The sequence below is a fragment of the Kitasatospora sp. NPDC005748 genome (assembly GCF_040630735.1).
In the GTDB taxonomy this organism is placed as follows: domain Bacteria; phylum Actinomycetota; class Actinomycetes; order Streptomycetales; family Streptomycetaceae; genus Kitasatospora.
The window spans coordinates 18775-45226 of record NZ_JBEXYD010000045.1; the positions used below are offsets into that span (position 1 = coordinate 18775).

The following is a 26452-nucleotide window of genomic DNA, read 5'->3' on the forward strand; positions in this document are numbered from 1 at the left end:
ATGGCTACCAAGGACGAGGTCCTGGAAGGTCTCGCTGAGATCGTCAACGAGATCGCCGGCATCCCGACCGAGGACGTCGAGGTCGACAAGTCCTTCACCGATGACCTGGACGTCGACTCGCTCTCCATGGTCGAGGTCGTCGTGGCCGCCGAGGAGCGCTTCGACGTGAAGATCCCGGACGACGAGGTCAAGAACCTGAAGACCGTCGGCGACGCGGTGGACTACATCCTCGCCAACGCCTGAGCGTTCGACTCGTTCGACGCCTGACGTCGGCCGCCTCCAGCAGGCGGCCGACACGCCGGCCGGGACGCCCCACCGGGCGCCCGGCCGGGCCATCCACGGCTCGCCGCCGCCCCCGCACAAACGTGAGAGAAGAAGATCCAGTGACCGCTGAAAACCGTACCGTGGTCGTCACGGGTATCGGCGCCTTCACGCCGCTGGGCGGCGACGCCGCCACCACCTGGGAGAACCTGGTCGCCGGGCGCTCCGGAGTGGCTGCCCTGACCGAGGAGTGGGCCACCGAGCTGCCCGTCCGGATCGCCGCGCGCACCGCGGTCGAGCCGGGCGAGATCCTCCCCCGTCCGCTGGCCCGCCGGCTGGACCGCTCGGCGCAGTTCGCGCTGATCGCGGCCCGCGAGGCGTGGGCCGACGCCGGCTACGAGACGCCGGCCACCGACGAGTCCTCCAAGCTCGCGCCGGAGCGCCTGGGCGCCGTGATCGCCTCGGGCATCGGCGGTGTCACCACCCTGCTCGACCAGTACGACGTGCTGAAGGACAAGGGCGCCCGCAAGGTCTCCCCGCACACCGTGCCGATGCTGATGCCGAACTCCCCGGCGGCCAACGTCGGCCTGGAGGTCGGCGCCCGGGCCGGTGTGCACACCCCCGTCTCCGCCTGCGCCTCCGGCGCCGAGGCGATCGGCTACGCGATCGAGATGATCCGCAGCGGCCGCGCCGACGTCGTGGTGGCCGGTGGTACCGAGGCCGCGATCCACCCGCTGCCGATCGCCGCGTTCGCCAACATGATGGCGATGTCCAAGAACAACGACGACCCCGAGGGCGCCTCCCGCCCGTACGACAAGGGCCGCGACGGCTTCGTGCTCGGCGAGGGCGCGGGCGTGGTCGTGCTGGAGTCGGTCGAGCACGCCGAGGCCCGCGGCGCCCGGATCTACTGCGAGGCGGTGGGTCAGGGCCTCTCCTCGGACGCCCATCACATCGCCCAGCCCGAGCCCACCGGTGCCGGTGTGGCCCGTGCGCTGGCCGACCTGTTCGAGCGCAACCCGCTCGACAAGGCCGAGATCGTGCACGTCAACGCGCACGCCACCTCGACCCCGCAGGGCGACACGGCCGAGCTGAAGGCGCTGCGCAAGGAGCTCGGCGAGCACCTCGACCACATCGCCGTCTCGGCGACCAAGTCGATGACCGGCCACCTGCTGGGCGGCGCCGGCGGCATCGAGACCGTCGCCACCGTACTGGCCCTGTACAACCGGATCGCCCCGCCGACCATCAACGTCGACGAGCTGGACGACGACGTGGACGCGGACATCGTCCGGGACGAGCCGCGCAAGCTGCCCGAGGGCCGGATCGCCGCGCTGAACAACTCGTTCGGCTTCGGCGGCCACAACGTGGTGCTGGCCTTCCGCACCGTCTGAGGCCCGCTCCGACGCCCATGACGAAGGGGCCGGCGCTCGTGACGAGCGCCGGCCCTTCGTCATGGTCCGGGCCGGACGGCTCCGGCCCGGACCACCTGGCTCGGACCACCTGGCTCGGAGCCCTGCCTCAGACCACCTGGTGCAGCCAGCGCACCGGAGCGCCCTCGCCGGCGTAGCGGAAGGGCTCCAGTTCGTCGTCCCAGGGCTTGCCGAGCAGCCGGGCGATCTCCGCCTCCAGGTCGGCCCCCTCGCTGCGGGCCCGCAGCAGGACGGCGCGGAGCCGGTCCTCGGGGATCAGGATGTCGCCGTGGATGCCCGTGACGGCGTGGAAGATGCCGAGCGCGGGTGTGCTGCTGTACCGCTCGCCCTCCGCCGTGGCGCAGGGCTCGCTGGTGACTTCGTACCGCATCAACTGCCAGCCGCGCAGCGCGGAGGCGAGCTTCGAGGCCGTACCGGTCTCTCCCTGCCAGGAGAGCTCGGCCCGCCAGTGCCCGGGCGCGGCCGGCTGGCGGATCCAGTCCAGACTCACCCGCACACCGAGCACCCCCGCGACGGCCCACTCGACGTGCGGGCACAGCGCGCGGGGCGCGGAGTGGACGTACAGGACTCCACGTGTCGTCACCGGGACCTCCAGGCTGTGGACGAGGGTCGCCTTCCCCAGCTGCCTCGCGTTCGCGCCTGTAGTTGATCCACAGTTACCCACGTTAGCCGACATTAAGCCACTAAATTGAGCAAAACGGACAGGCTTTCGCTCAATGCTAATCGAATCCCCAAGGAGGTCCACCCCTCGGTGGGATCTCTCCCCCGAACGGCCCCATCGTCAGGCGGGACCACCGTACCGCGCCGTCCCGCACCATGACTGACGCACTTTCGGATCGGGCCGGAATGCGGTAGTGCGGCCCGCTGCCCTGCGCCCGGTACGCAAACCGCCCCGCGCCCGGGGAGGGCGGCGGGGCGGTCGACGGGCCGATCCGGCGTCAGCCGTTCAGGCGGACCACCATCTTGCCGGTGTTGGCGCCGCGCAGCAGGTCCAGGAAGGCCTCCGCGGTGTTCTCGAAGCCGTCCACCACGGTCTGCTCCTCGCGCAGCTTCCCCTCCCGCAGCCAGCCGCCGACCTCGGCGACGAACTGCGGCTGGAGGGCCGCGTGGTCGCGCACCAGCATGCCCTCCAGGCGCAGCCGCTTGCCGATCGCCTGCGCCAGGTTGCGCGGACCCGCCGGGGCGGTGGTGTCGTTGTACTGGGCGATCGCGCCGCAGAGCACCGCGCGGCCGTGCACGCCGAGCGCGCCGATCGCGGCCTCCAGGTGGTCGCCGCCGACGTTGTCGAAGTAGAGGTCGATGCCCTCCGGGGCGGCCTTGGCGAGCTGCTCGTGGACCGGGCCGTCCTTGTAGTTGAACGCGGCGTCGAAGCCGAAGCCCTCGACCAGCCGGGCGACCTTCTCCGCCGAGCCGGCCGAGCCGACCACCAGCGAGGCGCCCTTGAGCCGGGCGATCTGGCCGACGATCGAGCCCACCGCGCCGGCCGCGCCGGAGACGAAGACCCGGTCGCCCTCCTTGAGACCGCCGACCGCGAGCAGGCCCGCGTAGGCGGTCAGGCCGGTCATGCCGAGGACGCCGAGGTAGGCGGAGAGCGGTGCGGCGGCCGGGTCGACCTTCACCGCCTGCTCGGCGGGCAGGGTGGCGTACTCGCGCCAGCCCAGGCCGTGCAGCACGGCGTCGCCCGGGGCGAAGCCCTCGGCCGCGGAGGCGACCACGTAGCCGACCGCGCCGCCGTCCATCGGCGCGCCGAGCCGGAACGGCGGGGCGTAGGACTTCACGTCGTTCATCCGGCCGCGCATGTAGGGGTCGACCGAGAGGTAGGCGTTGCGCACCAGGATCTCGCCGGGGTCCGGGGTCCGGACCGGTGCCTCGACCAGGGCGAAGTCCGTCGGGACCGGCCAGCCCTGCGGGCGGGCGGCGAGGTGCCATTCGCGGGCGGTGGCGGGCGCTTCCTGCGTTGCCATCGGTGGTGCTCCTTGAGGTGTCTGGGTGGTCCCCCGGTGATGCCGCGCGACCTGAAAGGTTGAGCGACTGAAGTAACGATGGACATGAAAGGTTCAGGTTGTCAACTGTTCAGGTAGACTGTCACCCATGGACACCCAGCCGACCGGGGCCGCCACGCCGCAGCCCGACGAGATCACCCGTGAGGTCGTCGACCTGATGGCCAATCTGGTCGCGCTCTTCCACCGCGAGTACGAGGAGGCCGCCGCCGCCCGCTCGCTCACCGGCGCCCAGGCCAAGGTCCTCGCCCTGCTGCGGCGCGGACCGATGCCGATGCGCCACATCGCCCAGACGCTCAGCTGCGAGCCCTCCAACATCACCGGCATCGTCGACCGCCTGGAGTCGCGCGGCTTCGTGACCAGGGAGGCCGACCGGCAGGACCGCCGGGTCAAGCTCGTCGCCGCCACCGAGACCGGCTCCGCCGCGTCCGAGGAGCTGCGCGAGTCACTGAACTTCGCCCGCGAACCGCTGGCCGCGCTCGGCCCGGACGAGCGGACGGCGCTGCGCGACCTGCTCCGCCGGATGCTGGCGGGAGCCTCCGGCCCCGGCGCGTGAGAAGCGGCCGGGTGAGAAGCATCACAGGCCCCGGGGCCGATCCGGCCGAATTGGCCGCCCGTCGGCTGTAACCGAACCCTCCCCCGAAACGTCTAACGTTCGAGATTCGCACGGGCCTGCCCATGGGCCGGTGCGTGCGGGGACGACATCAGGAGACGGGGGGCCCGGGGGATGAGCAGCAGCTCGCGCCGGCGGCGCATCGTGAAGACCGCCGTGGGCCTCGCCGCCGTTCTCGTGCTGTCGGTGGCGGGGGCCGGGGCGTGGTTCTACCACCGGCTGGACAGCAACATCACCACCTTCGACGCGGGCGGCGTCGCGACCGAGCGGCCGCCGGCCCCCGTCCCGGTCACCCCGGGCGCGTCCGTCCCGGTCAACGTCCTGGTGCTCGGCTCGGACACCCGCACCGACGGCAACGCCGACCTCGGCGGCGGCGAGGAGGGCGTCGGCCACTCGGACACCGCGATCCTGCTGCACGTGTACGCGGACCACAAGCACGCCGTCGGCGTCTCGATCCCCCGCGACGCGCTGGTGACCATCCCGGCCTGCAAGCTGCCCAGCGGCCGGTGGACCGAGCCCCGGACCAACCAGATGTTCAACTCGGCGTTCACCATAGGCGAGTTCCCCCAGGGGAACCCCGCCTGCACGCAGAACACCGTCGAGGCGCTCACCGGCCTGCGGGTGGACCACACCATCGTGGTCGACTTCAAGGGCGTCGCCGCGATGACCGAGGCGATCAACGGCGTGGACGTCTGCGTCCCGAACGACGTGAACTCGCACAACATCAAGCTCAGGAAGGGGCTGCAGAAGCTCTCCGGGCAGCCCGCGGTCGACTACCTGCGGGCGCGGTACGGCTTCGGCGACAACTCCGACATCGGGCGGATGAAGCGCCAGCAGGCCTTCCTCTCCGCGATGATCAGCAAGATCCAGGGGCTCGGCTTCTCGCTGCCGACCCTGCTCCCGCTGGCCGACGCCGCCACCCGCTCGCTCACCGTGGACGAGGGCCTGGGCACCGCGATGAAGCTGGTGGACTTCGCCCAGTCGCTGCAGGGCATCAAGCTCTCCGACATCACCTTCGTCACCACCCCCTGGCGCTTCTCCGGCGAACGGGTCGCGCTGGTCCACCCCGACGTGGACACCCTCTGGAAGCTGCTGCGCGAGGACCGCACCCTGGACGGGCAGAGCACCGGCCAGGCGGCCGACCCGGCCGCCCCCTCCGCCGCCCCGGACGCCTCGCCCACCGCGCTCTCGCCCGAGCAGTCGGCCGTACCGATCACCGTGGTCAACGGGGTCGGCACCCCGGGGCTGGCCGGGAAGGGCGCCGAGGCGGTCCGCGCCAAGGGCTTCCAGAACATCACCCTGGACGCCACCGGCGGCAGCCGGCTGCGCACCGAGATCGCGTACGACCCGGCCTTCAAGACCGCCGCCGACCAGCTGGCGCTGGTCTTCCCGCAGGCCCGGTCCGTCGAGGAGCCGGGCGCCGGGGGCATCGTCATCACGCTCGGCCGCGACTACCACCCCACCGCGGCCACCGGGCCCGTCCCCGGCACCCCCGGTGTCGCGGGTGCCCCCGGTGCCCCGGCCGGGCCGGCGGCCGACCGGACGGCCGCACCGGGCGCCGCCGCCACCGGCACCCCGACCGGCGTCCCCACCGGCATCGCCGAGAACGCCCGCGGGGCCGACACCGACCCCTGCGCCAACCTGACCTTCGGCTAGGGAGCGGCGGCGTCGGGGTCCGCGCGGCGCGGGCGGAGGAGATCCGTGCGAGGGCGACACCTCCCGCCGGAAGGCCGGGGACGCGTGGTCGCACCAGCGGGCGTCCCGGGCCCGTCAGGTCGGCGAGGGCCGGCCCTGCTGCGGGTCGGGCAGGCCGGTGACCACCGCGGTCAGCCGGGTGCCGGCCGGGAAGGCACCGGCGGCGGCCAGCTCCGTCAGGGCGGCGAGCAGCTTGGCGACGTAGCGGTGCTCCAGCGCGATCCCGTGGCGCCGCTCGAAGTCCTCGGCGAAGGCGGCGAGCGCGGCCGGCACCTTGCCGTAGCCGCCGCCGTGGTGGTCGTGGTCGATCCGCCAGTTGTCGAACTCGCGGCCGTACGCGGCCCGGTGCAGCCGGGCGACCTCGCCCTCCAGGTAGCCGGCGCCGCCGCGCAGCACCGCCACGCCGAGCGCCCGCGCGCCGGGCGGCAGTCCGGCCGCGATCCCGGCGAGGGTGCCGCCGGTGCCGACCGGGCAGCAGACCACGTCCCGTGCGCCGAGGTCGGGCAGCTCCGCCGGGACGGCCGCCGCGCCGATCGCCGCCAAGGCGTTGGAGCCGCCCTCCGGCAGGACCAGGCACGGGCCCCAGCGCCGCCGCAGAGCGGCCTCGACCCCGGTGTCGGCCGCCCATCGGCCGGCCGTCTCCCGGTAGACCGACCGCGGCAGGAACTCCAGCCGCATGCCCGCCGCCTCGGCCGCCCGCAGCGACCAGTTGCGCGGGGCGCCCGCCAGTTCCTCGCCCCGCACCAGCCCGACGCTCTCCAGCCCGAGTGCGCCGGCCGCCACCGCCACCGCCCGCAGATGGGTCGAGTAGGCACCGCCGAAGGTCAGCAGCCGGGTGTGCCCCTGCTCCACGGCGGCCGCCAGGTTGGGTGCGAGCTTGCGCCACTTGTTGCCCGGCACCGTGGGGTGCAGCAGGTCGTCGCGCTTGAGCCGGAGCTCCACCCCGGCCCGCGCCAACGCCTCGTCGGTGCAGTCCGTCAGCGGGGTCGGCAGCAGTGCGGGTTCGAGCATCGGGCCAGGATACGGAGCCGACGGCGACGCCCCCGCGGCCGCGGGCCGGACGGGACAGCGGTCCGACCGGGGGGCGGGGGGCGCCCGCCCGGGCCTCCCCGGTGCGCTGAGCACACGCACCATGGCTCACACTAGTGCTGGCACGGATATTCATACTTACTGCTCAATATTCTCAACATTTCATCATGTCCATGGGGGATAGATGTCGATCGCGACGCCCGTCAGATCTGTGGAGGATCCGGTGACGACGGGACAGGGTTCCGCCGGGGGTGGACGGTTCCGCGTTCCGCGGGACCGCCGCCGCCCGGACTCCCGGCAGCTCTGGTTCGCCGCCGCCCTCCTCGGGCTCCCGCCGGTCCTCCACCTGGCCTCGGCCGACCTCGTGACCTTCGCACTCGTCTGGTTCGCCGCCGCGTCGCTGATCCGCTCCCGGGCCTCCGCCTTCGACCGGCTGATGATCTCCGGCGCCGTGCTGATCGGCTGGACCTGCGCGCTCGGCCTGCTGGCCGGCTACTGGCCCTGGGGCCTGCACCCGGTCGCGCTGGCCGAGGCCACCGCCGTCCTGCTGGTCGCCGTCCTGCTCGCGCAGGGCCCCCGGCCGGCCGGCCGGCGGCACCCGCTCCGCGACCGGCTCCGCCTGCTGGTCCCCACCCGGGACCTCCCCCTGCTGTTCTGTGTCGCCGCGTCCTCGGCGTTCCTGCTCTACCCGGTCGTCCGCCGGAACGCCGTCGAGCGGCTGGCCGGCATCATCACGGCCGAGGACCTCGCCAGGCACGCCGCACTCTACGACACCATCCTCCGCCTGGGCGGCCTCACCTCCCTGCACCAGGGCGACGCGGCCGCGACCGTGACGCTGGGCCTCGGCACCTATCCGCAGGGCAGCCACCTGACCATGGCCGTGGTCACCAGCTTCCTCCACGGCGGCACCGACCGGGGCTCGGCGCTCACCCAGATCTCGCTCTTCGTGGCACTGTTCGCGATGGTCACCGCCTGCCTCACGGCAGCCGTCCTCTGGGCGGTGCAGCGCGCCGCCGGCCCGGCACTGCGCGGCTGGCGGGGCCTGGCCCTCGCCCTGCCGACGTCCGTGTACCTGGTGGTCGTCGAGCTGCCCCGGATGCACGCCCGGGGCTTCCTGAGCGAGATCTTCGCGCTCGGGTTGCTGGCCCTGCTGGTCGGCCTGGCGATCCGGCCGCTGGATCGCGTCCGGGAACAGGTCGTCACCCTCGGGGCCCTGTCGGTGGGCGTCTCCTTCGGCCACTACCTGCTGCTGCCGGCCGCCGCCGCCACCGTGCTCGCCTGGGCGGTCGTGCACTGGCGCGGCTGGCGTCGGCACTGGCCGACCGTGCTGGCCGTCGCCGTGGTGGCGGGCGCGCTCGTGTTGTTCCCGCCGTTCGTCAACGCCAAGTCGGCCGGTTCGGCGGACGTGCTGACCCTGCCCGGCGGCATAGCCCCGGTCGGCCGCCACCTGCTCATGCCGCTGGTGGTCTCGGCGTTCGGGGCCCTGCTGACCCGGCGTTCGCTGGCCGACAGGCCGCGCCGGGTCGCCCTGCTCACGCTCGCCGCGGTCTCGGCACTCTGCTTCGGAGTGATGGAGTACCAGCTGGTCACGGTCGGCTCGACCTCCTACTTCTACGAGAAGATGATCCACCAGCTGATGGTGGTCGGGGTGATCTGCTTCGGCGCAGCCCTGCTGCCGCTGCTCGGCCGCCGGGTGCTCGCCGGCCGCAGCGAGCGGACGGTGCCGGGAGCGCGCCGGCCCCGGGCGGACCGGCTCCGCACCGGGGTGGCCCTGCTGACGGCCACCGGCTGCCTGGGCTTCGCCGTCCTGAGCAACGCCGGCCCCGGCAGTGAACTGCCGGGCTGGTCGGGCAGCCCCGGCCGCGCACTGCTGCGCGGCGAGGACGCCCAGCCGGCGATCGCCCAACGGATCGCCGTGATCGAGGCCAGCCACCCGCAGGACGGCCGGATCGCGGTCTCACTCGCCGGCACCCGTGCCTGGAACGAGGACGACGGGGACTGGGGCTCGGCGGAGGACAACCTCTGGCTCAGCGTGCTGAACCGGAACCAGGGCAGTGCCTGGGAGCCGTGGGCCTGGTCGCTCACCCGCCGCAGTGCCGAGGAGGTGGTGAAGTTCGCCGCCGCGTCGCCGACGCCGCTGCGTTTCTACGTCGACGACGCCTCGCCGGTGCTCGCGGACCTCAGGGCCTTGACGGCCGGCGGCAAGCACCCCGAGCTGGCGGTCTCCGTCCTCACGCCCGACGGCCACGGCGGCCTGACCGTCCAGCCGGCCAAGCTCGGCTGAGCCGCCGACGCCGCGTCCAAGGCGTGGGGACGTCACCGGGTACTGGCGGCCCCACACCTTTGTGCGGGGCCGCCACCGTGCCCGGCGGACCCGCCCCGTGGGCCGGTACTTACCGCGGAAGCCGGGGAGGAACGCGAAGGCGGCGAGCGCCACGAAGGCGGGGAACGGGCGCGGCGGCCGCCCGGGGGCGTCAACGTGGCTTCGAAGCGGCCCTATTCGGGTGATTCCCGGCCTGTCGGTACAGTCGCCGCCGTCGCCGGTCACTAGAGTTCGTGCAGATGACCACACCTGGTCAAGCCCGGTCGTCCGGGCGAAAGGTGGGGCGGGTGGGACTCGAACCCACGACCAAGGGATTATGAGTCCCCTGCTCTAACCGGCTGAGCTACCGCCCCGGTTCGCCGCGCGCGCCGGTGACCCGGTCACGGCAGCAGCAGACGGCCCCGGAAGGCCGTCCCGGGCAGCATAGCCGGTCGATCACCCGTGGTGCGCGCCGGGGGCGCACATGGGTGCGCCCGGCCACTCACGCCTCCCCGGCCGGAGCAGCCCCGCTGGCGGGCCCTTGGCAGCCCCGGGAGCCTGGGCGGATGACGGTACGTGAGCTGGCGGCGGCCGGCGCCGCGCTGGCGGTCCTGGCGGCGGGCTGCACCACGGCGGCGGGCCCCGGCGGCGCCACCCCGACGGTGAGCTCCCACCCGGCCACGGCCCCCGCGGACAGCCACGGCTGGAGCAGCGAGCGGCTGCGCGGCGCGCTCGCCCGGCACACCGGCGTCACCCGCACCGCCAAGCCCACCGTGCTCAACGGCCTGGTCGGCGCCGTCTTCACGCGCAACGCGGACGGCGACCACTTCTGCACCGCCAGCGTGGTCGACAGCGCCGGGCTGAACCTGATCGTCACCGCCGCGCACTGCGTCTGGGACCCGAAGCTCGGTCAGCGCGGCGACCTGGTCTTCGTCCCCGGCTACCGGGACGGCGAGACGCCGAGCGGCGTCTGGCCCCTGCTGGCCGTCACCGTCGACCAGGCCTGGAAGGACGGCGCCGACCCGGACGTGGACGTCGCCTTCGCCGTGGTCCAGCCGCAGGGCGGCCGGCAGGTGCAGCAGGTGCTCGGCGCCAACCGGCTGGGCATCGACCGCGGCCACCGGCTGCCGGTGAAGGTGACCGGCTACCCCGGCACCAGCGACGTCCCGATCACCTGTAGCAACACCACCTCCGAACAGAGCCCCTCCCAGCTGCGGATCGACTGCCCGGACTGGACCGGCGGCACCAGCGGCAGCCCCTGGGTGACGGATTTCGACCCGGACACCCGGACCGGGACCGTGGTCGGCGTGATCGGCGGCTACCAGGAGGGCGGCGACAGCCCCGACACCTCGTACAGCTGCTACTTCGGCGACCGCGTGCGGGCCCTCTACGACCGGGCCACGGGCTGACCGGGCCGGGCTGGCGTCGCCGCGCCCGGCCTGGTAGATCTTCCTCACGAACGGCGGACCGCAGGACCGGCAGGGCCCGCCCCGAGGACGAGACGGAGCCCCGATGGACTCCCGCCCGGTACGGCCCGCGCGCGCGGCCCAGGCGGCCGCCCTGGCGGCCCTGCTGCTGGCCGGCGCCGCCTGCGGCGGGAGCGACCGGGCGCCGACCGCCGAGGTGGCGCCGCGGAGCCCGGTGGGCGACCGGATCGGCACCCTCTCGGTGCGGACCCCGCAGGGCCCGCGGGCCTGTACGGCGAGCGTGGTGCAGAGCCCCGGGCGCAATCTGCTGGTGACCGCCGCGCACTGCGTGCAGAGCCGCCGGATCGGCCTGCTGGACGGCCTGGTGTTCACCCCCGGCTATCGCAACGGGTACTCGCCGTACGGGAGTTGGCCGGTCGAGTCGATCACGGTGGATCCGCGTTGGGCCTCCGACGACGACCCCGAGTACGACGTGGCCTTCGTCACCCTGCGGGCGGCGGGCGGGCGGGACGTCGAGGACGCGGTCGGCGGCAACCCGCTCGGCACCGGCCAGGGCTTCGGCCTCGCCGTCTCGGTGACCGGTTATCCCAATGGAAGCGATGAACCGATCACCTGTTCGGCACATACCCGCTCACAGAGTCCGACCCAGGAGCGCTTCGACTGCGGCGGCTACACCGACGGCACCAGCGGGAGCCCCTGGGTCACCACGACCGGCGCGGTGGTCGGCGTGATCGGCGGCTACCAGGAGGGCGGCGAGACGCCCGGCACCTCGTACAGCGTCACCTTCGACGAGCGGGTCGCCGAGCTGTACCGGCAAGCCACCGCCTGACCCCGACTGCCCCGATCCGGCCCGATCCGGCCCGGTCGGGTCAGGTCGGGTCGCGGAAACACGAAGGCCCCCCGGTGACCGGGGGGCCTTCGCTCTGAGCACTCACCGGGCGGGCCCGGTGAAGCTCCCGCATTTGGACTCGAACCAAAAACCTGCCGGTTAACAGCCGGCTGCTCTGCCAATTGAGCTATGCGGGATCGCGGTGGACCACAGTCGCACCACGGCCAGGACGGCCGACCCGAAGGCCCGCCACCTGAGCTCCCCCAATTGGACTCGAACCAATAACCTGCCGATTAACAGTCGGCTGCTCTGCCAATTGAGCTATGGGGGATCGAGCTTCCGCTTCGGCCCCCGGTTCCCCGGGCTCCTCGGCGCTCGCTGCGGGACATACATTAGCGCACTCGGGGGGGTGGTCCGCCAATCGCTTTCCCCGGCCGCCCCGGCGGACCCCCTGCCCGGCGTGCCCCGCGCGCGCCCGGCGCGGCACCCGGGGATGCTGAGGAGCGCGGACGGTTCGCCGCCCCGCTGAACGGGTAGAGCATTGCGGCAATGGCCGCCAGGAGAGGGTGGAATCCGATCATGTGGAAGCTGTCGTTGACCGTGGGACTCGCGGCGGGCTACATCCTGGGCTCGCGGGCCGGGCGCCAGCGGTACGAACAGATCGCCAAGGCCACCCGGCAGGTGGCCCGCAACCCCAAGGTGCAGGGCGCGGCCGACAAGGCCAAGCAGCAGGCCGGCGCGGTGGCCGGGAAGGCGGCGGGTGCCGTCGCCGACAAGGTCGGCGACAAGCTGCCGAACGCCGTCACCGACCGGGTGTCGTACTTCAACCGCACCCGGGTCGAGGACGACAGCTGGGGTACCTTCCGCCCGTGACCGGGCGGTGACGGGCGGGGCGGCCGGGACGGCTCCGGAGCGGTACCGAACGAGCAACACTTACCGGGCCTGGCAGCGTCCGGACGTGCGCTGAGGCATGATCTCGACATGGCCATCGTCGCGGGGATAGACAGCTCGACCGGTCGCACCCGGATCGTCGCGTGCGACAGCGAGACCGGCGCGGTGCTGCGGTCCGGCAAGGCGCCGCACCCCGTGCCGCAGGCGGCCGACCTGCGGGCCGGCGAGGCCGACCCGCAGGTCTGGCTGCACTCGCTGGGGGACGCCGCCGCCGGTGGTCTGCTGGAGGGCGTCCGGGCGATCGGCGTCAGCGCGCAGCAGCACGGCATGATCGGCCTGGACGCGGGCGGCGTCCTGGTCCGCCCCGCGATCCTCTGGAACGACCCGCGCTCCAGCGGCGCCGCCGCCGCGCTGCTGGACGCGCTCGGCGGCCCAGCGGCCTGGACAGCGGCGATCGGGGCCGTCCCCGGCCCGATGTACACCATCGCCAAGCTGCGCTGGCTGGCCGAGTTCGAACCGGCCAACGCCCGCCGGGTGGCCGAGGTGCTGCTGCCGCACGACTGGCTGGTCTGGCAACTGCTCGGCCACCCCAAGCGGCGCACCACCGACCGGGGCGACGCCTCCGGCACCGGCTACTGGTCGCCGATCACCGGTGAGTACCGGCAGGACCTGGTGGAGCTCGCGCTCGGCCACGAGCTGAGGCTGCCCGACGTGCTCGGCCCCGCCGAACCCGCCGGGCACACCCCCGAGGGCCTGCTGATCTCGGCCGGCACCGGCGACAACATGGCCGCCGCGCTCGGGCTGGGCCTGCGGCCCGGCGACGCGGTGGTCTCGCTGGGCAGCTCCGGGACGATCTTCGCGGTGAACGAGCAGGCCGTGGTGGACGCCACCGGGCTGGTCTCCTCCTTCGCCGACGCCACCGGCCGCCACCTGCCGATGGTCGCCACCCTGAACGCCGCCCAGGTGCTCCGCTCCACGGCGGCGATGCTCGGCTGCGACCTGGACGGCCTCAGCGACCTGGCCCTGCGCTCCTCCCCCGGGGCGTACGGCCTGGTGCTGCTGCCCTACCTGGACGGCGAGCGGACGCCCGCGCTGCCCCACGCGGCCGGCACCCTGACCGGGCTCCGGGCCGAGTCGATGACCCCCGAGCACCTGGCCCGGGCCGCCGTCGAGGGCATGCTCTGCAACATCGCGGACGCGCTGGACGTGCTGCGCGCCCAGGGCGTCGGGGTGAAGCGGGTCTTCCTGCTGGGCGCCACCGGGCGGCTGCCGGCCGTGCGACAGATCGCCCCGCAGCTGTTCGGCATCCCGGTCGTGGTGCCGCCGCCGGGCGCCCACGCGGCGCGCGGCGCGGCCCGGCAGGCCGCCTGGGCGCTGGCCGGCACCCCCGAACCGCCGCGCTGGGAGCTTCCGGAGGCCGTCACCGTCACGCCGGACGCCGAGCAGGACCTGCCGGTCGGCTCGGCGGTCCGTCAGCAGTACCGCGCCGCCCGCGAGCAGATCCACCCGGAGACGGCCGCCTGATCCGCCCGGCGGCCCCCGGGAGCCGGCGTGCCGCGCCGCCGTGGAGATGCGCCTTCCGGTGGCCGGTGGCAGCGTGAGGAGCGACGCGGTCACCGGAGCGAAGGGCGACAGGACCACATGGCGCTGCACAAGGGGACCGGCGACGACCGCCGGCTGTCCGTCAATCCGTTCGTCGGCTCCGCCGATCCGCTGAGCGCGATGGAGCTGGCCCCGCCGCTGCACCGCCTCTCCGACGGCCCGGTGGCAGCCGACACGGCGTACCAGCTGATCCACGACGAGCTGATGCTGGACGGGAACGCCAAGCTCAACCTGGCGACCTTCGTCACCACGTCGATGGAGGTCCAGGCCACCCGGCTGATGACCGAGTGCCTCGACAAGAACATGATCGACAAGGACGAGTACCCGCAGACCGCCGAGCTGGAGCGGCGCTGCGTGGCGATCCTCGCCGACCTCTGGCACGCGCCCGACCCGAGCACCGCGGTCGGCTGCTCCACCACCGGCTCCAGCGAGGCCTGCATGCTGGCCGGCCTCGCCCTCAAGCGGCGCTGGATGAAGCGCAACGCCGACCGGTACGCGGCCGGCGCCCGCCCGAACCTGGTGATGGGCGTCAACGTCCAGGTCTGCTGGGAGAAGTTCTGCACCTTCTGGGAGGTCGAGGCCCGCCTCGTGCCGATGGCCGGCGAGCGCTTCCACCTCGGCACGGAGGAGGCGCTGGCGCTCTGCGACGAGGACACCATCGGGGTGGTGGCCGTGCTCGGCTCGACCTTCGACGGCTCCTACGAGCCGGTGGCGGAGCTCAGCGCCGCCCTCGACGCGCTGCAGCAGCGCACCGGGCTGGACATCCCGGTCCACGTGGACGGCGCCTCCGGCGCCATGGTCGCGCCCTTCCTGGACCCCGAGCTGGTCTGGGACTTCCGGCTGCCGCGGGTCGCCTCGATCAACACCTCCGGCCACAAGTACGGCCTGGTCTACCCCGGGGTCGGCTGGGCGCTCTGGCGGGACCACGACTCGCTGCCCGAGGAGCTGGTGTTCCGGGTCAACTACCTCGGCGGGGAGATGCCGACCTTCGCGCTGAACTTCTCCCGCCCCGGCGCGGAGGTGATCGCGCAGTACTACACCTTCCTGCGGCTGGGCCGCAGCGGCTTCACGGCCGTCCAGGGGGCCTGCCGGGAGGTCGCGGTCTACCTCGCCGGGCAGATCGAGGCGCTCGGCGACTTCCGGCTGCTGACCCGGGGCGACGAACTGCCGGTCTTCGCCTTCACCACCTCCGAGGAGGTGAGCTTCGACGTGTTCGACGTCTCGCGGAGACTGCGCGAGCGCGGCTGGCAGGTACCGGCGTACACCTTCCCCGCCGACCGGGAGGACCTCTCGGTGCTCCGGGTGGTCTGCCGCAACGGCTTCTCCCGGGACCTGGCCGACCTGCTGCTCGCCGACCTCGACCGGCTGCTGCCGGAGCTGCGGAGCCAGCCCCGCCCGCTCAAGGAGTACGGGGTGCCGCCCAGGACGGCCTTCCACCACTGACACCGGCTCGGCCGAGGCGGGCGCCGGCGGGCCCGTGATCACGGCGGGGGAGGGCGCACAGAAGCGCCCTCCCCCGCCGTACGTCCCTCGGACGGGGCAGCCTCCCCCCGCGAGGCTGCCATGTCCGGTGGGGGATCGGGACGTCGGGGACCGGCCTGGAAAGCAGGGTCCGGACGAAACATCCGGACCGCGAAACGCACCGGTGAGAGAACTCTGCATGACGACCAGGCACCTGTTCGAGCGTCAGCCGGGGTTGTGAGACACTTCCGTCCGTCTCAGGGCCAGGACCTGGTGTTTGGGACAACATGCCGATGAGGTTGGAGACACGGGAGCGGCCCCCACGGCCCGGGCCGGAGCCCCTTCAGGCCCTTCCGGCGCCTCCGCCGCCCGCCTCCGATGTTGGGACTGACCGAATGGGCTCCGCCTGGAAGCAACTGCCGGACGACCTCTCCGTGCCTGCGAGGCGCCTGACGGAGGAGCTCCGTGCGGTCAAGGACGCCACCGGGTTCTCGCTCTCCGAGCTCGCCTCCCGGACCCACTACAGCCGGGCCTCCTGGGAACGCTGGCTGAACGGCAAGCGGGTCATCACCGAGCAGGCGCTCGACGCCCTGATCAGGGCGGTCGAGTGCGACGGCCCCGCGCTGCGGGCGCTCTGGGAGCAGACCGCGGCGGGTGCGCGGGACGCGGCCGGCACCGACGGCGTGCCGGCGGACACGGAGGCGCAGGCGTACCCGGACCCGGACGGCCCGGCGGTCCAGGAGCCGGCGGTGGAAGGGGCCGGGGCGGACCCGGAGCCGGAGCCGGAGCCGGAACCCGCGGAGCCCGACGGCGCCGAACCGGTGGTCGAGGACCGGCCGGACCAGGCGCCGTCCGTCCGCTGGTGGCGGCGGCCGGTCGCCCTGGTCGGCTGCGCGGCCGCGGTGGCCGCCCTGATGGTGCTGGCCGGGGTCCACTACACCCGCGGCGACGGCGCCGAACCGGCCGCCGTCGCACAGGTCACCGGGGCCGGGACGGCCACGGCCACCCCGACCGCGCGGACCGCCCCGACCGAGTCGTCCTGCCAGGCGATGGGCTGCTCGCACAAGGATCCCAAGGCGACCGGCTGCGGCGCCGACGCCCGCACCCTGCTGACCGGCAACATCGGCAAGGTGGTGATCTACCTCCGCTACAGCCAGCGCTGCCAGGCCGCCTGGGCCGCCATCACCGAGGGCGCGCCGGACGACTGGGCGACCATCACCAGCAGCGGCGGCGAGACCGAGACGGCGCTGATCCACTGGGGGTACGACAACTACTCGGCGATGGTGAACGCGGCGGACCCGAACGCCACCTTCCGGGTCTGCGGCCACCAGCCGGCCGGGGACGCCTGCACGGCGGGCGTCTCGGGGCTGGCCGAGATGATCGCCTCGACCCCGATCCCGATCGGCCCGGCCTCGCCGCCGGCCACCCCCGCCGCCCCGGTGCCCAGCTCCTAGTCGAGGTAGCCGCGGAGCTGCTCGGCGAAGGCGTGCTCCCGGAGCTTGACCAGGGTCTTGGACTCGATCTGGCGGATCCGCTCCCTGGTCACGCCGAACAGCACGCCGATCTCCTCCAGGGTCCGCGGGCGGCCGTCGTCCAGGCCGTAGCGGAGCTGGACGACCTGACGCTCGCGCTCCCCCAGCGTGGCCAGGACCGCCTCCAGGTGCTGGCGCAGCAGCAGGAAGGTGGCGGACTCGGCCGGTGAGGCCGCGTCCGCGTCCTCGATCAGGTCGCCGAGCGCGACGTCGTCCTCCTCGCCGACCGGGGTGTGCAGCGAGATCGGCTCCTGGGCCAGCCGGAGCAGCTCGCGCACCCGGGCCTCGGTCAGCTCCAGGGCGACGGCGATCTCGGCCGGGCCCGGCTCGGTCCCGCTCTCCTGGAGCAGCGCGCGCTGCACCCGGATGACCCGGTTGATCAGCTCGACCACGTGCACCGGCACCCGGATCGTCCGCGCCTGGTCGGCCAGCGCCCGGCTCATCGCCTGGCGGATCCACCAGGTCGCGTAGGTCGAGAACTTGTACCCGCGGGCGTAGTCGAACTTCTCCACCGCCCGGATCAGGCCGAGGTTGCCCTCCTGGACCAGGTCCAGCATGGTGAGGCCGCGGCCGATGTACCGCTTGGCGACCGAGACCACCAGACGCAGGTTGGCCTCGATCAGCCGCCGTTTGGCGATCCGCCCGGTCACCACCAGGGTGTCCAGCTCCCCGGCCAGCGGGTCGGGCGGCGGCGGCTCGCGGTTGAGCCGCTCCTCCGCGAACAGGCCGGCCTCGATCCGGCGGGCCAGCTCCACCTCCTCGGCGGCGTTCAGCAGCCGGATCCGGCCGATCTCGCGCAGGTACTGGCGGAAGAGGTCCGCCGCCGGGCCGGTGGCGCCCGCCGGGCCGGGGTCGGGCTCGGCGTCGAGGTCCGGCTCGGCCTCGGACCCCGGCTCCGCCGCCCGACCGGCGGCGGGCACGGGATCGGGATCGGGGTCGGCGGCCCCGGGGTGGCCCTCCGGGAGGCCCTGCACGGGCACCCGGGCACCGTCGGCGGGCGGCGGGCCGGCCCGGCCGTGGTCGTCGTCGTGGGGGGCGAGCGGATCGGTGGTCGGGCGGGGGGTCGCGGCGAGGCCTTGGTCCACGGGCATCCCTCGGGGCGGGCGCGACTCTGGCGGACCCGCGCGCTGGACGGAGGTGGGACGCCCTCCAGTGTGCGGTACGCCACGCTTCGTGGCCGAGACTCGTGCGCGGACTTTCTCCGGCGGGCCGCGAGGGCCGCTCCTCCGGGAGGCACCCGCGCCGGCGCCGGACCGGACCCGGCGTCAGAGCGCGGCGGCGCCCCGGCTGCGCAGGCTCTGCCCGTACTGCTGGAGCTGCCACAGCTCGGTCTGCACCGCGTGCAGTTCCTCGGCGGAGGCCCGGGTGCCGAGCCGCTGGAGGTGCCCGCGGACCTCCTCGACGCGGCGGTCGACCGCCAGCAGCCGCAGCTTGACCAGGAACTCCCCGGCGTAGATCGCGTCCACCTTGCGGCGCGAGCGCACCGGTTCGACGATCAGCTCGGTGACCAGCGAACGGACCCGGTCGTCCGGGGCCGCCTCGCGGACCGTGCTGGTGAAGTCGGCCAGGGTGGCCCCGTACGCGGCGCCGCCGGCCTGGCCGATGGCGCGGCGCACGGCGGTGTACGGCGGCGTGGGGAACTCGTCCTCGCCGTAGTGGTCGAAGGCCGGGCTGACCAGGTCCGGGTGCTGCAGGGCCAGCTTGAGCAGCTCGCGCTCGACGAACTGGGCCGGGTCCCGCGGGTTGAGCCGGAAGGCCGGCGGGGCGGAGCGGACCGGCTGGGCCTGCTCGGGGCGGCGCTGCTGGCCGTTGGCGCGCGGGTTCTGCTGGCGCTCGCGCTCCCAGCGGGCCAGCTGGGAGATCCGGCGGACCACGAACTGCTCGTCCAGGATGCCGAGCATGCCGGCCAGCCGGACGGCGTACTCGTGCTGGATCGAGCGGTCCTTGATCTTGGCGACGATCGGCGCGGCCTCCTCCAGGGCCGCCGAGCGGCCCTCCGGGTTCTCCACCCGGTGCCGGGCGACGGCCGAGCGCAGCGCGAACTCGAACAGCGGGACGGGGTTGTCGATCAGCTCCCGGACCGCCTCGTCGCCCTTGGCCAGGCGCAGGTCGCAGGGGTCCATGCCGCCGGGGCTGACCGCGATGGAGGTCTTGGCGGCGAACTTCTGGTCGTCCTCGAAGGCCCGCAGGGCGGCCTTCTGGCCGGCCGCGTCGCCGTCGAAGGTGAAGACCGTCTCGCCGCGGTACTGGGAGGTGTCCATCAGCAGCCGGCGGATGATCTTGATGTGGTCCTCGGCGAAGGCGGTGCCGCAGGTGGCCACCGCCGTGGTGACCCCGGCCAGGTGGCAGGCCATCACGTCGGTGTAGCCCTCGACCACCACCGCCCGGCCCGACTTGGCGATCTCCTTCTTCGCCAGGTCGATGCCGTACAGCACGTGGGACTTCTTGTAGATCGGCGTCTCGGGCGTGTTGAGGTACTTCGGGCCGTTGTCGTCCTCGCGCAGCCGGCGGGCGCCGAAGCCGACCGTCTCACCGGCGATGTCGCGGATCGGCCAGACCAGCCGGCCCCGGAAGCGGTCGATCAGGCCGCCGCGCTGGCCCTGCGAGGCCAGGCCGCCGAGCAGGATCTCCTTGTCGCTGAAGCCCTTGCCGCGCAGGTAGCGGACCAGGTTCTCCCAGCCGGCCGGGGCGTAGCCGACGCCGAAGGTCGCCGCCGCCGCCTCGTCGAAACCGCGCTCGGCGAGGAAGCGCCGCCCGATCTCGGCCTCCGGCGAGCCGAGCTGCTCCCGGAACCAGGCGGCGGCCACCTTGTGCGCCTCGACCAGCCGGGTGCGCTCGCCCTGCTGGTGGCGGGGGCTGTAGCCACCCTCCTCGTAGCGGAGCGTGATGTTGGCCTGGGCGGCCATCCGCTCGACGGCCTCGGCGAAGGTGAAGTGCTCGATCTTCATCAGGAAGGCGATGGTGTCGCCGTTCTCCTGGCAGCCGAAGCAGTGGAAGACGCCCTTGGCGGGGTTCACGTAGAAGGAGGCGGACTTCTCGTCGTGGAACGGGCAGACGCCCTTGTACTCGCCACCGCCACCGTTGGTGAGCTGTACGTAGTCGCCGACCACCACGTCGATCGGCAGTGCGCTCCGCACCGCCTGTACGTCTTCGTCCCTGATCCGCCCGGCCACCCCGGAAGTCTACTGGGGCGGCGCGGGTTACCGACCGCGCCGGGGCGGCCTCCTCACGACCGGGGCGGCCCCACCAGTCGGGCGTGCAGCGCCAGGGCGGAGGCGTCGGTGAGGGTGGCGATCTGGTCGATCACCGCACGGAGGGCCCCGCGGTCGTCCTCCGCCTCGCGGTAGAGGGTGGCGAAGACCGGGTCCAGGCCCTCGGGCGCCCGCTCGGCGAGGACGTGGGCCAGCTCGGCGATCACGATCCGCTGGCGGGCCCGGAGCTGGGCCTGCTCGTCGCGCTGCATCACGAAGCGCACCGCGACGGCCTTGAGCACCGCGCACTCCAGCCGGACGTCCCGCGGCACCACCAGCTCGGCCGCGTACCGGCTGAGCCGGCCGGGGCCGTAGCGGGCCCGGGTGGCCTGCTCGGCGGCCAGGCAGAAGCGGCCGATCAGCTGGCTGGTGAGGTCCTTCAGGCCGGCCCGGGCGCGGGCCGAGCCGTCGTAGGCGCTGGGCCACCACTCCTGGCCGAGCAGCCGGTCCAGCGCGGCGGCCAGCTCCTCGGGCTCGGCGTCCGGCGCGTAGCGCTCGGCCACCTTGAACAGCTCGGCGCGCTCGCTCGGGGCGCGCAGCACGGCCGGCTCGATGTGGCCGGCCTGGAGGCCGTCCTCCACGTCGTGGGTGGAGTAGGCGACGTCGTCGGACCAGTCCATCACGGTGGCCTCGAAGCACTTGCGCCCGGGCGGGGTGCCGGCCCGCAGCCAGCGGAACACCGGCAGGTCGTCGGCGTAGACGCCGTACTTGGACGAGGCCGGGTCGACCGGGTGCGCGCCGTACGTCCAGGGGTACTTGGTGGCGGCGTCCAGTGCGGCCCGGGTCAGGTTGAGGCCGACGCTGCGGCCGGGCCAGGGGGCGAGCCGGGCGGGCTGCTCGTCCTGCGGGGCGAAGCGCTTGGGCTCCAGGCGGGTCAGGATGCGCAGCGACTGCGCGTTGCCCTCGAAGCCGCCGCAGGCCTCGGCGGCCTGGTCGAGGGCCTCCTCGCCGGTGTGGCCGAACGGCGGGTGGCCGATGTCGTGGGCCAGGCAGGCCGTCTCGACGAGGTCCGGGTCGCAGCCGAGGGCGGCGCCCAACTCCCGCCCGACCTGGGCGCATTCGAGCGAGTGGGTGAGCCTGGTCCGGGGGAAGTCACTGCGCATCGGGGCAACGACCTGGGTGGTGCCGGCGAGTCGGCGCAGGGCCGCGGAGTGCAGCACGCGGGCGCGGTCGCGCTGGAAGGCCGTCCGGCCCGGGCGCTTGTCCGGCTCGGGCACCCAGCGGGCCTCGGCGGCGTGGTCGTACGGGAACGGGGCGTCGGGGAGGCGGTGTGCAGTGTCGTCCATATGCCAATCACCGTACGCCGCCGCTCCGACAGCCGGGATGTGCCGCGCGCGAAGGGGTGCGGGCCGGGACGTGAACCCTGGCCGTCCGTCCGGGGCCGGTCCGGCCGGGTGCCGGACCGCCCCGGCCGGCGGGGGCTCAGCCCCGGACGGCCTTCAACACGGCTGCCGCCACGCCCTCCTGGCCCCTGGCGTTGGGGTGGATCGCCGCCAGCCCGGGGGCCGGGAACGGCGGCTCCACCCAGCGGGCCGCCTCGCCGGCGCACATGTCGTGACCGGCCGAGGGCGCGGCCGCGTCCACGAAGACGGCGCCCGCCGTCTCCGCGCGCCGCTTGAGCATCGCGTTCAACTGCTGCTCCTTCTCGGCGATGAAGCCGAGGTCGGCCGCGGCCAGGGCCCGGCCCAGCACCGGCACGCAGCTCGCCGGGTCGGCCGGCAGCAGCACCGGGTAGCCGACCACGTAGACGCGGGCCTGCGGGGAGCGGCGCTTGACCTCCTGCAGCACCTGGCCCAGCCGTTCACCGGCGGTGTCCACCTTGCGCTGCACCTGGTCGGCGGCGCCGCCGGCGGAGGCGTAGTGGTCCTTGCACGGCGCCGGCGCCCGCCCCGAGCCGATCAGGCTCTTCACCACGTCCGCCAGGTTCTCCTTGGCGCACTCGCCGACGACCTCCATGAACCCGGCGTCGTTGCCGCCGATCCCGACCGTGACCAGGCGGGTGGCCGGGGAGAGCGCGTCCAGCTGCGGCGGGTTGACCCCGCCGCCGTCGGTCTCCTGGGAGCCGGTGAGGTCCCCGGTGCGGGCACCGCTGCAGCTGACGTCCTTGAACCGGCCGTCCGCCAGGCCGAGGGCCTTCGCCACCAGGGACGGGTAGTTGACGGCCGAGCGGGCGCAGCCCCTCGGTTCGCCCACCTGCGGGGCGATCTTCAGCCCGGAGGTGTAGGAGTCCCCGAGGGCGACGTAGGGGCCGGTGGGGAGCGGGGTCGGGGTGGGGGTGGCCCGCACCGGCTCGGGGCCGCCCGGTGACCGGGCGGCGGTACCCGCGGCACCGCCGCCGCTGCAGGCGGCCAGCAGCAGCGCGGCCAGCCCGGTGGCCAGAACCGCGGTCGGGCGTGTGGACACGGACATGGAATCCCCCCGGGGGCCGGAGCCGGCGACGCATCTCTTCACGGCGGCCCGTCCCCCGGGCACCTCACCGCCAACGAACGACGGCGCCCGAACTCTCCCGCCCGGGGCGGAGAGTCCGGCGGACGCCGGCGCGCGGACTACTCGGGGCCGCGCTCGTGCTCGGCCAGGAACTGCTCGAAGCGCCGGCCCAGCTCGTCCGCCGACGGCAGGTCGACCGGCTCGGCCAGCAGGCTCTCCCGGCCCTCCGCCCCCGCGACGGCGTCGTACTGGCCCTCCATGCCGCGGATCGCGGAGCGCAACTCGCCGTCCCCGTGGGCCAGCTGCTCCTCGATGTCGGCGTACACCTCGCCCACCCGCTCGCGCAGCCGGGTGCCCGGCAGCACCAGGCCGGTGGCGGACTGCACGGCCTCCAGGATCAGCACCGCGGCCGCCGGGTAGGCCGAGCGCGCCACGTAGTGCGGCACGTGCACGGCGAAGCCCAGCACGTCGTGCCCGGCCTCGGCCAGCCGGTACTCCAGCAGTGCCTGCGCGCTGCCCGGCACCTGGGCCTGCTCGAACCACTGCGGGTAGCCGGCGGCGAGGTCCAGCCGGGTGCCGTGCGGGGTCAGGCCGACCGGGCGGGTGTGTGGCACGCCCATCGGGATGCCGTGGAAGTCCAGCGTCAGCCGGACCTCGAAGCGCTCGACGAGCCGGCGCACGGCAGCGCCGAAGCGCTCCCACTCGACGTCCGGCTCGGGCCCGGTGAGCAGCAGGAACGGCGAGCCGGCCGCGTCGTGGACCAGCTGGAGGAGGATCTCCGGCGGCGCGTAGGAGGCCCAGTGCTCGCGGTCGAACAGCATCGCGGGGCGGCGGGCCCGGTAGTCCACCAGGCGGTCGTGGTCGAAGCGGGCCACCACCTGCGGCTCGCCCTCCTCCAGCAGGTGGGCGACCACCTGGCCGCCAGCCTCGCCGGCGTCCATGAAGCCCTCGAAGTGGTGGAGCAGCACCAGGCCCGCGCCGGTGTCGGCCAGCGCGGCCTTCGCCGCGGCCACGGCGGCCACGCCCTGCTGATCCAGCTCGTACAGCTCCTGGGGATCACGCACCGCGCACCCACACCCCGTTCTCTACTCGTCGACCGGTACCGGCTTGTCGTCGTCTCCAGCGTGCCGGACGCCGCCGGAATTCCCGCCGGCCGCGGCCGTCGCGCGGCCGCTTCCCCGGGGAACGCCCGGCGACCCGCCGGGGTGCCCCGGCGGCGCGCCGCGATGCCCTCCGGACCATGATCGCACCCGGCGGCAAACCCGCTGGTCACGGGTGCCCGAAGCCCCTCCCGGGCGTGCGTCCGGAAGGCCCGCGCGCCCATTCGTGTGCTGCGAGGTGACGCACCGCCTTCTGGCGGGTATCGTCCTCTCGCTGCCTCGCATCGCCGCGTCGTCGTCACGTCGTCCGTAACGCCGTCGATCACGTCCCGGCCCGGTGCTCGGCCAGTCACCCACGACGCATCTTGCCTTCATCTGGCCGCCTGCTCCCCTTCGCGCTCACGTTTCCTCTTCGGCCATCTCGCGGACGCACACTGTCCCCTCGCTCATCCCGCCGGACCGGTCCGTCGACCCGTGTCCGTTCCGGCACCGCGCTGCCCGCCTCCGGGCCGCCGCCCCCACCCCGTCCGACCGGTCCTCCGGCGTGCGCGGTCCCGGGCGGGCGGATTCCGGGGCCGGGGCGAACGTCCACGCAGCCCGAGCCGCACCCAGGCGCGGGACGCGCCCTCCGACCGATGAAGGACCGATGGTTCCGTGCCCGTACCTGTCATCCTCACCGGCCGCACCGTGCGGCTGGAGCCCCTTGCCGCGCACCATGCCGAGGCCATCGCCGAGGCCGGCGCCGAGGACCGTACGACCTACGCCTTCACCCCCGTCCCGCACGGCCTGGAGGCGGCCCGCGACTACATCGCGCGCGCCCTCGCCGACCGGGCCGCGGGCCGGGCGCTGCCGTTCGCGACGGTGAACCTCGCGGACGGCCGGGTGGTCGGCTCCACCCGGTTCCTCGAACTCGACTACTGGCAGGGCCCGGTCGTCTGGCCGCCGGTGCCCGGCGTGCCGTTCGGCGATCCGGCCACGGCCGTCCCGGACGCCGCCGAGATCGGCAACACCTGGCTCTCCCCGCGTGCCCAGGGCACCGGCGTCAACGCCGAGGCGAAGCTGCTGATGCTGCGGTACGCCTTCGAGGAGTGGCGGGTGCAGCGGATCTCGATGCGCGCGGACGCCCGCAACCTGCGCTCCCGGGCCGCGATCGAGCGCCTGGGCGCGACGTCCGAGGGCGTCCGCCGGGCACACTCGCGCGGGCTGGACGGGGTGGTGCGCTCCACCGCGTTCTACTCGATCCTCGACTCCGAGTGGCCCGCCGTGCGGGACATCATCGAGCTGCGGATCGCCGCCGCCACCTCGCCGAGCGCCCCGGAACGCGCGATCAACCAGGAGTGCCTTAGACACGGCGGCAGTGCTGGGCAGCTGATCACCGCCTGACCGGCGGCCCGCCGGTCGCGGCGTGCCCCAGCAGCCCGGGCCAGCAGCCCGGGGCCGGCGTGGAGGGAAGTCATCGCGGCCAAGCCCACCCGGCCGGCCGGCGCCGCGTCAACCCGATTGGCGGCCCGCTCCCCCGACGGGCGATGTTTCGCATACCCCCGACCCGGGCGGGAAGCACCCCGGCTTGACCCGCACGGACCTCCTCGACCCCCTGCTGCTGCTCGGCGCCGACCAGCAGCACATCGTCACCCGGGCACAGCTGCGCCGGCTCGGGGTGCCGTCCGGCACCATCGCGCACCGGCTGCGGCCCGGCGGGCCCTGGCAGCAGGTGCTGCCCCGGGTGATCTGCCTGCAGAGCGGGCGGCTGACCCCGCATCAGCGGTTGCGCGCGGCGCTCGCGTACGCGGCGCCGAAGGGGCGGTCGGCGCGGCCCGGCGAGGTGCTGCTGACCGGGGAGGCGGTCCTGGCCTCGGCCGGGCTGCCGTCCGCCGGGCACCCGGCGGACCTCGGGGACGTCGACGTGCTGATCGCGGGCCCGCGCCGGGTCTCGGACCGGGGCTTCGTCCGGATCCACCGGGCCGCCGGGCCACTGCCGGGCGGGTTCGAGCGGGACGACGGGCTCTGGAGCACGACGGTCGCCCGGGCCCTGGCCGACCTCGTACCGCGGGAGGGCGGTCGGCGCCGGTTCCGGGCGCTCTGCGCGGAGGCGGTCCAGCGGCGGCACTGCGATCTCGGCGAGCTGCTGGACCAGTTGCTCACCCGGCCGGGGGCGCTCGCACTGCCGCAGGTCGCCCAGGTGGTGGAGGACCTCACCGCCGGGGTGCGCTCGGTCGTCGAGGGCGAGGCCCGTGAGCTGGTCCGCGGGGCCGGCCTGCCGGAGCCGCTCTGGAACCCGGTGCTGTTCCTGGACGGGCGCTTCCTCGCCGTCCCCGACGCCTACTGGCCGCAGGCCTGCGTGGCACTGGAGATCGACTCCCGGGCCTGGCACCTGCGCCCGGCCGACCACGAGCGCGGGCTGGCGCGGGCCAACCGCCTCACCGCCGCCGGACTCCCGGTCGTCCGCGCCACGCCGGTGCAGCTGCGGCGGGAGCCGGAGCCCGTGCTGCGGGAGCTGCGGACCCTGCTCGCCACCGGCCCGCACGGGCCGCACGCGCGGATCGGCTGGCGGCGGGCCCGGTAGGGCGGCGGGCCTGCGGGGGCGGCGGTGTGCGGGCGTAGCGAC

General features: G+C 74.3%; 20 protein-coding genes and 3 tRNA genes. 12 read left to right on the forward strand and 11 right to left on the reverse strand.

Annotated elements, in window-relative coordinates; genetic code table 11:
- Together ABZ495_RS26705 and fabF are read left to right on the forward strand one after the other, a co-directional pair.
- A complete protein-coding gene (locus ABZ495_RS26705) occupies positions 1 to 243 on the forward strand; it encodes an acyl carrier protein (protein WP_329487501.1) in 243 nt (80 codons plus the stop codon).
- 140 nt (positions 244 to 383) lie between these two features.
- Entirely contained in the window at positions 384 to 1649 is a 1266-nt protein-coding gene (fabF, locus tag ABZ495_RS26710; protein WP_359802926.1) for a beta-ketoacyl-ACP synthase II, read from the forward strand.
- Between the two features lie 127 nt (positions 1650 to 1776).
- Here fabF and ABZ495_RS26715 read toward each other — a convergent pair whose 3' ends face one another.
- Positions 1777 to 2271, reverse strand: coding sequence for a DUF3145 domain-containing protein (locus tag ABZ495_RS26715; RefSeq protein ID WP_329487504.1), 495 nt, complete (start codon positions 2269 to 2271; stop codon positions 1777 to 1779).
- Between the two features lie 355 nt (positions 2272 to 2626).
- Entirely contained in the window at positions 2627 to 3652 is a 1026-nt protein-coding gene (locus tag ABZ495_RS26720) for an NADP-dependent oxidoreductase (protein ID WP_359838468.1), read from the reverse strand.
- 127 nt (positions 3653 to 3779) lie between these two features.
- Here ABZ495_RS26720 and ABZ495_RS26725 point away from each other — a divergent pair, with 127 nt between their 5' ends.
- Positions 3780 to 4244, forward strand: a complete 465-nt coding sequence (locus tag ABZ495_RS26725) for a MarR family transcriptional regulator (protein WP_329487507.1) — start codon at positions 3780 to 3782, stop codon at positions 4242 to 4244.
- Positions 4245 to 4415: 171 nt separating this feature from the next.
- Complete coding sequence (locus tag ABZ495_RS26730; RefSeq protein WP_359838470.1) at positions 4416 to 5957, forward strand: LCP family protein; 1542 nt, start codon at positions 4416 to 4418, stop codon at positions 5955 to 5957.
- Positions 5958 to 6071: 114 nt separating this feature from the next.
- Here the strand turns inward: ABZ495_RS26730 and ABZ495_RS26735 are convergent, their stop codons facing one another.
- A complete protein-coding gene (locus ABZ495_RS26735; RefSeq protein ID WP_359838472.1) occupies positions 6072 to 7007 on the reverse strand; it encodes a pyridoxal-phosphate dependent enzyme in 936 nt (311 codons plus the stop codon).
- A gap of 2620 nt (positions 7008 to 9627) precedes the next feature.
- Positions 9628 to 9701 (reverse strand) — tRNA-Ile (locus tag ABZ495_RS26740).
- Positions 9702 to 9893: 192 nt separating this feature from the next.
- On the opposite strand from ABZ495_RS26740, the gene ABZ495_RS26745 reads away from it, so the two are divergent.
- Together ABZ495_RS26745 and ABZ495_RS26750 are read left to right on the forward strand one after the other, a co-directional pair.
- Positions 9894 to 10736: a hypothetical protein gene (locus ABZ495_RS26745; protein WP_359838474.1), complete on the forward strand. Its 843-nt coding sequence runs from the start codon at positions 9894 to 9896 to the stop codon at positions 10734 to 10736.
- Positions 10737 to 10839: 103 nt separating this feature from the next.
- Positions 10840 to 11583, forward strand: a complete 744-nt coding sequence (locus ABZ495_RS26750; protein ID WP_359802934.1) for a trypsin-like peptidase domain-containing protein — start codon at positions 10840 to 10842, stop codon at positions 11581 to 11583.
- A 124-nt stretch (positions 11584 to 11707) separates the two neighbouring features.
- On the opposite strand, the gene ABZ495_RS26755 is transcribed toward ABZ495_RS26750, so the two are convergent.
- Together ABZ495_RS26755 and ABZ495_RS26760 are read right to left on the reverse strand one after the other, a co-directional pair.
- Positions 11708 to 11780: transfer RNA gene (locus ABZ495_RS26755), tRNA-Asn, on the reverse strand.
- 61 nt (positions 11781 to 11841) lie between these two features.
- Positions 11842 to 11914: transfer RNA gene (locus tag ABZ495_RS26760), tRNA-Asn, on the reverse strand.
- A gap of 248 nt (positions 11915 to 12162) precedes the next feature.
- Between ABZ495_RS26760 and ABZ495_RS26765 the strand changes: the two genes are divergently transcribed.
- From ABZ495_RS26765 to ABZ495_RS26780, 4 genes are all read left to right on the forward strand, one after another.
- The gene (locus tag ABZ495_RS26765) at positions 12163 to 12456 is read left to right on the forward strand and encodes a hypothetical protein (RefSeq protein ID WP_359838476.1); all 294 of its coding nucleotides are present in this window, start codon (positions 12163 to 12165) and stop codon (positions 12454 to 12456) included.
- 108 nt (positions 12457 to 12564) lie between these two features.
- Positions 12565 to 13998: an FGGY family carbohydrate kinase gene (locus ABZ495_RS26770; protein ID WP_359802936.1), complete on the forward strand. Its 1434-nt coding sequence runs from the start codon at positions 12565 to 12567 to the stop codon at positions 13996 to 13998.
- Between the two features lie 117 nt (positions 13999 to 14115).
- Entirely contained in the window at positions 14116 to 15519 is a 1404-nt protein-coding gene (locus ABZ495_RS26775) for a glutamate decarboxylase (RefSeq protein ID WP_359802938.1), read from the forward strand.
- 413 nt (positions 15520 to 15932) lie between these two features.
- Entirely contained in the window at positions 15933 to 16991 is a 1059-nt protein-coding gene (locus ABZ495_RS26780) for a DUF2690 domain-containing protein (protein ID WP_359802940.1), read from the forward strand.
- On the opposite strand, the gene ABZ495_RS26785 is transcribed toward ABZ495_RS26780, so the two are convergent.
- The 5 genes from ABZ495_RS26785 to ABZ495_RS26805 form a co-directional block, all read right to left on the reverse strand.
- Complete coding sequence (locus ABZ495_RS26785; RefSeq protein WP_359838478.1) at positions 16988 to 18154, reverse strand: sigma-70 family RNA polymerase sigma factor; 1167 nt, start codon at positions 18152 to 18154, stop codon at positions 16988 to 16990. The genes ABZ495_RS26780 and ABZ495_RS26785 overlap by 4 nt on opposite strands.
- Before the next feature lie 180 nt (positions 18155 to 18334).
- A complete protein-coding gene (gene dnaG, locus ABZ495_RS26790; protein WP_352289783.1) occupies positions 18335 to 20242 on the reverse strand; it encodes a DNA primase in 1908 nt (635 codons plus the stop codon).
- A 53-nt stretch (positions 20243 to 20295) separates the two neighbouring features.
- Positions 20296 to 21606, reverse strand: a complete 1311-nt coding sequence (locus ABZ495_RS26795; RefSeq protein WP_329487526.1) for a deoxyguanosinetriphosphate triphosphohydrolase — start codon at positions 21604 to 21606, stop codon at positions 20296 to 20298.
- Between the two features lie 136 nt (positions 21607 to 21742).
- On the reverse strand, positions 21743 to 22723 hold the full coding sequence (locus ABZ495_RS26800) for an SGNH/GDSL hydrolase family protein (RefSeq protein WP_359838479.1): 981 nt from the start codon (positions 22721 to 22723) through the stop codon (positions 21743 to 21745).
- 143 nt (positions 22724 to 22866) lie between these two features.
- A complete protein-coding gene (locus ABZ495_RS26805) occupies positions 22867 to 23811 on the reverse strand; it encodes a PAC2 family protein (protein ID WP_359838481.1) in 945 nt (314 codons plus the stop codon).
- A gap of 690 nt (positions 23812 to 24501) precedes the next feature.
- Between ABZ495_RS26805 and ABZ495_RS26810 the strand changes: the two genes are divergently transcribed.
- A complete protein-coding gene (locus tag ABZ495_RS26810) occupies positions 24502 to 25230 on the forward strand; it encodes a GNAT family protein (RefSeq protein WP_359838482.1) in 729 nt (242 codons plus the stop codon).
- Between the two features lie 184 nt (positions 25231 to 25414).
- On the forward strand, positions 25415 to 26410 hold the full coding sequence (locus ABZ495_RS26815) for a hypothetical protein (RefSeq protein WP_329487533.1): 996 nt from the start codon (positions 25415 to 25417) through the stop codon (positions 26408 to 26410).
- Positions 26411 to 26452 lie beyond the last annotated feature (42 nt).